Genomic DNA, 6,967 nt, shown 5'->3' with positions numbered 1-6,967 from the left:
GATGGCGACGGCTTTCGCGCCGAAATCGTCAATCGCGGCGCGAAACCCGTCATTCCAAACAAATCCAACCGGGTAACCCTCCACAGCTTCAGCAAGCGCCTCTATAAAGGGCGCAATGTTATCGAGCGCTGTTTCTGCCGGCTCAAGGATTTCAGGCGTGTTGCTACTCGCTACGACAAACTTGCCAGAAACTTCTTGGCCGCCGTCCACCTCGCCGCTCTCGTCGCTTATTGGATCAATTGAGTCTGAACCCTAGTAAAGTTAGAGCGGCTGGAAAGCGCGGAGAAACAAGCGCTTAAGCTCGATTCCGGTCCCCGGTAGCACGAGCTGATTCACAGGTTGTCCTCCGAATTTGGAATGAGACCGCGCCGGTGCAGGCGTGCCGTAACGGGATCAACAGGCGTAGGCGCGAAGTTCAGCCGCTCGGTGCCGTTCGGGTCGCCTGTGAGCACGAGCTGATAGCCCGGCAATGTCTGGCGCTGAACGATCTGCCGCACGTCGTAAGCAAAATGCTTGAGCGGCGAGAGGATGCCGGACTTGGCATGGAGGTGCACAAGATCAAAGCTCCAGCCGCCGTCCTGACGCCCGCCATGCTTGCGCACGAGGCGGTAAAGCCAGCGCTCAAGTCCGCCCGTCAGATCGAAGTAGGCGCGGTCTATCGTGAGCACGAGCGCGTCATCGATGACGCCGGCATAGAGCCAATCCGGCAAAATCAGCTCGAGCCCAAATGGGCGACCGTTAGCGTCGGCCGTCTCCTTCCACTCGTTGATCCAGGAGAAGCGATGCCGCCGCCGTTCTGGCGGCTGACGGATCGACGTCAGCACGGTCGTTGACTGCAACCTGTCGAGACCCGCCTTCAGCCGGTCATAGTCGCGCGCGCTGGTGCCGCGGCCGACAAACGTCAGTATCTCGTAAGGTGTTGCAGCCATCAAGCGCGACGTCTTCAAGCCGGCTTCACGGGCTTCGACAATCTGAGACGCGGCCCAGATCAAAACGTCTGCATCCCAGATGGTCGCCATGCCATGTTCCGGCACGGCTTCGACACGAATTGCTATCGCACCGAGACGAAAATCGATCGGTACAATCCGCTTTGTTTTTGCGAGCGAGAAGAATGGATAAGCCATCAGATCCTGCGCGTCGCGCGTCGCGAGGTCGCCGGGCAGCGCCCGAAAGAGCTCAAGCTGGTCGCGCTCGGAATGGTGTTTGCGCCGCATGGTCACTGCTCTCAGGCGGCGATCAGCGACGTTCCTGGCCCGCATACGGGCGCAGCACCGGGTGCTTCTTTGCGGGCAGCACGGTCCCCTTCCCGGGGTGGGACGTCGACGTCTTGGCGCCGAGATCGGCCCACGCCTTGAGATCATCCAGGGCGTAGACGACACGTCCGCCAATCTTCCGATAGGTGGGCCCGGTGCCGTACGTCCGGTGCTTCTCAAGCGTGCGTCCCGAGAGACCAAGATACCGCGCGGCCTCCGGTGTACGCAGGAAGCGCGGGGGCAGTCCGGTCATTGCATCGGGCATTTGAGCACTCCAAGGTGACGGCGCACCGCGCATGGCGGCGCCGGCGCGTGTGCGGTCATCATGGAGGAGCGCGGTCTCGGAGGGGGATGCCGAATATCGGGACGTCGATTTTCGGCACCCCAGGAGGGGCGCTACCCGTCCCTGCGCCTGGGCCGAAGCAGCTTGCGATAGCCTCCGCGCACAAATGCGAGGCCGCTTTGTACAAGGCGACGGGTACGGCTGCGCAGATCGTGTGTTTTCCAGGCACGATCCGATATGCGCGCCTTGCCAAACAGAGCTTCTGCAATGCTGCGATAAGTCGCGCCGGCGAGATACGCGGCGGCCGCCCGAAGGGCTGCGGAAAGTCGTTCGCGCCGCTGTTTGGGCAGGCGATGAAACGGAGGTCCCGGCGCGCGTCCATTCATCGCGCGCCACAGCCGCGTGGCGGCATGCGCGCGGGCCTCGAAATCGCGGTCAAGCGGCAACTCGGCCGCATAGTGAGCGCCCGCGGTCAGCGGCTGTTTCGACCAGATGCGATGCTCCGCCGAACCGATTTGCAGCACAGCATGCCAGCCGTCAGCGGCACGGCGCACCTGACCAGATGCAAGATCAAGCGGCGGCTGAGGCGTTGGGCTTTGACCAGGCGTTGAAGCGGTTACAGCGACAGGGACGACGGTGGGTAGAACCTCGGGCGCCCAAAAGATTGTCTGCTCGTGGGACGACCGCTGCGGGTCATGGGCGAAAGCAGAGGCCCCACCTCCTCCTGAATTCCTCGGTCATCTGAACTGTTGGCGATAATCGCCTCGTAGTCACGCTGATAATCCACGTTCATACGAAGGCCCACCCAGGCGATTTCAGTGATCTCAGCGTTCTCTAGGCTCTTAAACGAATCCGGCGATCGCCAGTCGAATTCAGGCATTGCTTCCGCCCCATTGCACGCAGCTAACAAGGATTGCGCCGCAATAACTATAAACGACGCGGTTGTAGGAAGCCCCTAGTTTAGCACCACGTGGTGCATGAGAATGACCACCGGTAAGCGGAAGAAAATCATTCCGGCTGCAAGCCCCTCGTCGGCGATTCTCTTCTATTTTGAGCCGGCGCCACGTAAGAGACGTCCCTGCTCGGTCACCCATTTGGCGCGTGCAAGATGACTCTGATATGCGCTCTGCGCACGCTCCGGCTCTCGCTCGGGATCGATATGCAAGACGATTCGAGCGACCTCACGCCAGTCCGCCTCCTCGCCGTCCGCCTGCAGAAGGCGAATGTACGTGACGACATGCTGTTCGTCATAGGCCGTCAGCGCCGGCTCGTTCGGCGCGACATCCGCGACGTCAGGATCTAGCTGCGGCTTCGACATCAGAGACTTCAATATGCGAGTGATCGAAACCAAGTCGCGAGCCGCGAGCTTTGCCGGCTCGAATAGTTCGGTGCCGTAGCATATGGCATGCCACCTGCCCGCGCGAGGCCCCAAGAAGCCGCATTTCCGCACATTTCAGCAATCGAAGCTCCGTCCGTGCTACTCAACATCCAGTTTCCGCGTATTACAACACGTAGCGCTAGAATACGCGATTGCTTCCTATCCTGCGGATGGATATTCGCAAGGTCTTTGGAGCGAACGCGCGTCGATTTCGCCTGGCCCTTGGCTTGAGCCAAGAGGCCGTGGCGGAACGCATGGGCGTTGATCGGGCCTTCGTAAGCAGCATGGAGCGAGGGCTGCAGAACGCTACATTGCTCACTGTCTGGCAGATTGCCCAAGCCTTGGAGGTCCGGCCAGCAGACCTGCTTGAGGAAAGAATGTCCAAGGTTCGATCCTGACCTTCCGCGAGCCGGGCCGAAGGCCCGGCGAGCGACCGGACGCGGACACGCGTCATCGTCGCCGGTCCGGCTCGCCGGACCGGCGACGATGCCATAGGCTTTCGGGGAGTAGCCGCGCGACCGTTGCCGATTGCGCGGCCCACAGTGTCAGATTGCACGCTCCATCAGGCGCTTTGCCTTCCCCTCCAGTTCAAGCCTCGCATCCTGATGCGACTTAGTGCGGCCCAGCGCCGTGATCCCCTGCACGAAATCAAAGATGCTTTCCGGCTTGCGGTTTTCTTCGCCCAAAACGGTTTCAATGATCTTCGTCGTCTCCGACTTCGAAAACCCGCCTTTGCGGAGGAAGGCCTCCCGGTCGTCGTCGGTGCGGGCAACGATACGTTCACGCGCCGCCTTGATGCCGGCCACGAACGGCGCGGGCGAGGAATTGGCGAAGCTCGTCAGCGCTGGCGCCGCTTCATGCGCGAAACGCTGCGCCGCAAATTTCGAATGCCGGATCGTGATTTGCTCGAAGTTCTCCACGCCCCACAGATTGCGATTCATGCAGACCGCCCTGAGGTAGAAGCTCGCAATACCGAGCGTCTTGCTGCCGACTTCACTATTCCAGCAGTAAAATCCCCGGAAATACAAATCCGGTGATCCATCCGGCAACCGGCCTGCCTCGATCGGGTTGGTATCGTCGACCAGAAACAGGAACACGTCGCGGTCGCTGGCGTAGAGCGTTGTCGTGTCCTTCGTCACATCTACAAAGGGATTGTGGGTCATCGTTGACCAATCCAGCACACCCGGCACCTTCCACCGCGTGTCGCCGGTGCCGTTGCCCGCGATCTTCATCACAGCGGCGACAAGTTCATGGTCCCAGATACGGCCATAGTCCGGCCCGGTGACGGCGCGAAGCTCGACCCGCCCGTTATCGGCCTCGAGGGTTTTCACGAGCTCGGCGCGGTGTGTCAGGAAGCCATGTTGCAGATTGATGCCTGACAGAGCCGCGGGAAGCTGCCGCAAATAGGACGTTGGCGCGCCGACCAGCGTGCACAACTGGCCGAAGCTCCAATGGGTGGGGGCCACCGGCTCGTCACGTCCCGGGACCATCAAGGCCAACCGCTCGGAATTGTTGCTGTTGGCCTCAACCCGGATGGCCCAGCTCTCCACCGTCCGCGTCTGCGCGCGCTCGGCGCGACCGCGCACGGCGTCATAGAGGTCCGGCAGGTTCAAATAACGTTCGTCGTCCGGCCGCGAGAACCATTCCGATGACACACGGCCAATCCGCTGGCCACGCGATACATCCACACGAAAGCCGCCGGAAGCGGGCTGTTGGCCTTGCGACAAAGTCATCATGTTCATGGTCGTTTCTCCTGTGGGCTGAGGTTGAAGCGCAGCGCTGCGCTGCAACCCTGCCCGTCGGCGAGACCTGGGGTAGCAAGGGCAAGGGCGGCCAAAGCGGAGGGGGATCACCCGCCTGACAAGGGCGCGCTCGATCAGCGCGCGTCTGCACGCGCCATGACGACTTTGGTCGTCATGAAGATCCTTGGCGCGGAAGACCGGGGATACCGCTTCGGCCGGCGCCGTCAGGTGCCTCACCCTTGCCCGCGCGAGGGCGGAGCCCTTAGCGATTCACTTCCAAAAAACAATGCTCTTCCTGCTTGCCTGCAAAGGCATGACAGAAACGCAAAAAGCCCCGCCTCCGGAGGAGGCGGGGCGGATGATCCGGATGGATCAGTCGCCGTTGCGGCGGGACCAGATCAGGGTGAAGCCCTCGTCGCCCTCGACCTTCACCAGCGAGGCGTAGATCGGCGCCGGGAAGCTCGGATCGTCGAGCTTGACCGAGAGGTATTCGCGTTCGGTCTCGCGGGCGGTCTTTTTCCAGGCGGCACCGAATTCGGTGGTACCGGCGAAGATGCGGAACTCGGGCGCCTTGTCGTTGTCTTTCTCGGACGCGGCGAACCTTGCCTTGATGTTGAGCGTCAGCGTCTTGATCGAGCCGACATAGCCGTTGTCCGAAGCGGTGAAGGTGCCGATGGTAGCCATGGTAATCTCCGTTGGTTGCTCGGGCCGCGCCCATCGCGGCCTCGATGGCGATCCTTGGCCCGGGGAGCGATCGGCCCGCAGCCGTCAGGCCCGCAGCGCAGCGAAGGACGGCGTAAGCCTGCTTTTTTGTTTCGGCGAGGAATGCCGCCCCTTTGCGGCAGGGGAAAAAAGCAGGCGTAGCCGTTGCGGGAAGGCGATCGAGGCTCTTGCCGTCCCTCGGGCCTGATCAGCCCATTCGAGGTTGCGTTGGACGCTGCCCGGGAACGAACTGACGGAGATATCCATGGCTGCCCGCATTCAAGCAGCACAAGGACGTGGCTCGATCGAGCGAACACACGCTGACATCAGCGCATCAACGGCGGCAAAGACGCGTAAGACGAAACGATGAGCGACCGATTTCGCATGCTGTCGTGGCGCATCGGAGCGCCACTGGAAGAAGCCCCCGCTGGAAGATAATCCGAACGGCGGCAGTCATTCGTCTGATCAAGGACCGGCCAAGGGCACATCGCCGCTGATGAAGCGGGCTAGACGACGATCCCGTGCTCGCGGTCCGCTACGATCGGCACAGATCGGAAGCACCGTACTCCGTCGTCCAGGTGCGGGCTTGCGTCTCTAAGTTGCTGCCTTTGCATCAATTAAACCGGCCGCGCGCCAAGGCGCGCGGCCGAAATTTTTGCGCGGTTGGCCGGGGCCGCATGCGGGGCCCCGGCCAAAACTCACTCGGCAGCCTCCGAATAGGCATCATCACGCCCAGCAGTGGGCGCATCGGATTGTTCTTGCTGCTTGGCCGTCCTCAGCAGGGCCGGCAGCCAGTCGCTCGCAGCCAACAACTGCTCGGCCGCTTCCGCCATATCGGCCTTTTTCATATCGGCCAAGCTTCGCCTCAAACCACTGCTTCAAGGCTGCAGCCAACGGCCGGGCATGCGCCTGCCGGCCCGCGCGGCGCTCGGCGTCAGATCGGCCACGGAGGACTTTCTCGACCGCGTAGAGCTGGGCGATGCGCTCGAGGGCCTCGCGGGCAACCGGCGCCGGCGCCGGCGAAGCCTCGCGCTCGATCTTCACAAACTGGCGCCGGAGATGCGACCAGCAGAATGCGAGCGTCCCGGACAAGGCGTCCGCACGCGTCTCTCGCATCATGGTCTTGTAAGCCTGATAGCCGTCGCAGTGGATGATGCCGCGATAGCCTTCGAGCAGTCGCAAGCCATGAACGGCGCCGCGGCCTGGTGCATAGGCATAGACCACGCCGGGCGGATCAGGCCCGGCCCAAGGCCTGTCATCGCGCGACAGCGCCCAGAAGTAGCCGGTTTTGGTCCTGCCGCGCCCGGGATCCAGCACCGGCGCCGGGGTCTCATCGACACAGAGCTTCGGAGAGGCGAGCAGAAGCTGGCGCAGACGATGCCACAAGGGCTTCAATTCCTGGGCCGCATAGCCGACCCAGAAGGCGAGCGTGGAACGGTCGATGGCAATACCGTGCGTCGCCAGCATCTGCGTCTGGCGGTAAAGCGGCAAATGCCAATGATACTTGGCATCGATCACATGCGCGACGAGCCGCTCGGTCGGCAGTCCTCCCCTGATCAATCGCTCGGGAGCAGCATGCTGGAGGACGACGCCGTGACAGGCGCGGCAG

At 62.4% G+C, this 6,967-nt stretch carries 9 protein-coding genes and 1 pseudogene; 2 read left to right on the top strand and 8 right to left on the bottom strand.

Going from position 1 to position 6,967, the window contains the following annotated elements:
- On the top strand, nt 1-243 hold a 243-nt coding region (locus tag IVB50_RS25925), incomplete at its 5' end, for a transposase (protein ID WP_247296352.1).
- A gap of 89 nt (nt 244-332) precedes the next feature.
- On the opposite strand, the gene IVB50_RS25920 is transcribed toward IVB50_RS25925, so the two are convergent.
- The 5 genes from IVB50_RS25920 to IVB50_RS25900 form a co-directional block, all read right to left on the bottom strand.
- Complete coding sequence (locus IVB50_RS25920; protein ID WP_247297710.1) at nt 333-1,214, bottom strand: replication initiator protein A; 882 nt, start codon at nt 1,212-1,214, stop codon at nt 333-335.
- Nucleotides 1,215-1,236: 22 nt separating this feature from the next.
- Nucleotides 1,237-1,518 carry a helix-turn-helix domain-containing protein gene (locus IVB50_RS25915; RefSeq protein WP_247297708.1) on the bottom strand — a complete coding sequence of 94 codons (282 nt, stop codon included), beginning with the start codon at nt 1,516-1,518 and terminating at the stop codon, nt 1,237-1,239.
- A gap of 131 nt (nt 1,519-1,649) precedes the next feature.
- Nucleotides 1,650-1,922, bottom strand: a complete 273-nt coding sequence (locus tag IVB50_RS42175) for a DUF2285 domain-containing protein (RefSeq protein ID WP_249804711.1) — start codon at nt 1,920-1,922, stop codon at nt 1,650-1,652.
- Between the two features lie 230 nt (nt 1,923-2,152).
- Nucleotides 2,153-2,416, bottom strand: coding sequence for a hypothetical protein (locus IVB50_RS25905; protein WP_247297706.1), 264 nt, complete (start codon nt 2,414-2,416; stop codon nt 2,153-2,155).
- A 165-nt stretch (nt 2,417-2,581) separates the two neighbouring features.
- Nucleotides 2,582-2,854: a DUF2285 domain-containing protein gene (locus tag IVB50_RS25900; protein ID WP_247297704.1), complete on the bottom strand. Its 273-nt coding sequence runs from the start codon at nt 2,852-2,854 to the stop codon at nt 2,582-2,584.
- Nucleotides 2,855-3,084: 230 nt separating this feature from the next.
- Between IVB50_RS25900 and IVB50_RS25895 the strand changes: the two genes are divergently transcribed.
- The gene (locus IVB50_RS25895) at nt 3,085-3,312 is read left to right on the top strand and encodes a helix-turn-helix transcriptional regulator (protein ID WP_166105412.1); all 228 of its coding nucleotides are present in this window, start codon (nt 3,085-3,087) and stop codon (nt 3,310-3,312) included.
- A gap of 147 nt (nt 3,313-3,459) precedes the next feature.
- Here IVB50_RS25895 and IVB50_RS25890 read toward each other — a convergent pair whose 3' ends face one another.
- The 3 genes and pseudogenes from IVB50_RS25890 to IVB50_RS25880 all read right to left on the bottom strand — a co-directional run.
- The gene (locus IVB50_RS25890) at nt 3,460-4,650 is read right to left on the bottom strand and encodes a DUF932 domain-containing protein (protein WP_247297711.1); all 1,191 of its coding nucleotides are present in this window, start codon (nt 4,648-4,650) and stop codon (nt 3,460-3,462) included.
- Nucleotides 4,651-5,028: 378 nt separating this feature from the next.
- Nucleotides 5,029-5,340 (bottom strand): DUF736 domain-containing protein, encoded by a 312-nt coding sequence (locus IVB50_RS25885; RefSeq protein WP_247297702.1) that lies wholly within the window; start codon nt 5,338-5,340, stop codon nt 5,029-5,031.
- An 839-nt stretch (nt 5,341-6,179) separates the two neighbouring features.
- Nucleotides 6,180-6,967: pseudogene (locus IVB50_RS25880) on the bottom strand (IS66 family transposase); the annotation flags it as partial.

The organism is Bradyrhizobium sp. 87 (assembly GCF_023073015.1).
GTDB classification, from domain to species: Bacteria; Pseudomonadota; Alphaproteobacteria; order Rhizobiales; family Xanthobacteraceae; genus Bradyrhizobium; species Bradyrhizobium canariense_D.
Note: the sequence above shows the minus strand (reverse complement) of the source record. Positions and strands in the feature narration are given on the sequence as shown.

What these genes read in the sequence shown, in the direction of transcription:
- IVB50_RS25895 (WP_166105412.1), top strand. Translation starts at nt 3,085, where the DNA reads ATGGATATTCGCAAGGTCTTTGGAGCGAACGCGCGTCGATTTCGCCTG.
- IVB50_RS25920 (WP_247297710.1), bottom strand. Translation starts at nt 1,214, where the DNA reads ATGCGGCGCAAACACCATTCCGAGCGCGACCAGCTTGAGCTCTTTCGG.
- IVB50_RS25900 (WP_247297704.1), bottom strand. Translation starts at nt 2,854, where the DNA reads ATGTCGAAGCCGCAGCTAGATCCTGACGTCGCGGATGTCGCGCCGAAC.
- IVB50_RS25890 (WP_247297711.1), bottom strand. Translation starts at nt 4,650, where the DNA reads ATGATGACTTTGTCGCAAGGCCAACAGCCCGCTTCCGGCGGCTTTCGT.
- IVB50_RS25905 (WP_247297706.1), bottom strand. Translation starts at nt 2,416, where the DNA reads ATGCCTGAATTCGACTGGCGATCGCCGGATTCGTTTAAGAGCCTAGAG.
- IVB50_RS25885 (WP_247297702.1), bottom strand. Translation starts at nt 5,340, where the DNA reads ATGGCTACCATCGGCACCTTCACCGCTTCGGACAACGGCTATGTCGGC.
- IVB50_RS42175 (WP_249804711.1), bottom strand. Translation starts at nt 1,922, where the DNA reads ATGAATGGACGCGCGCCGGGACCTCCGTTTCATCGCCTGCCCAAACAG.
- IVB50_RS25915 (WP_247297708.1), bottom strand. Translation starts at nt 1,518, where the DNA reads ATGCCCGATGCAATGACCGGACTGCCCCCGCGCTTCCTGCGTACACCG.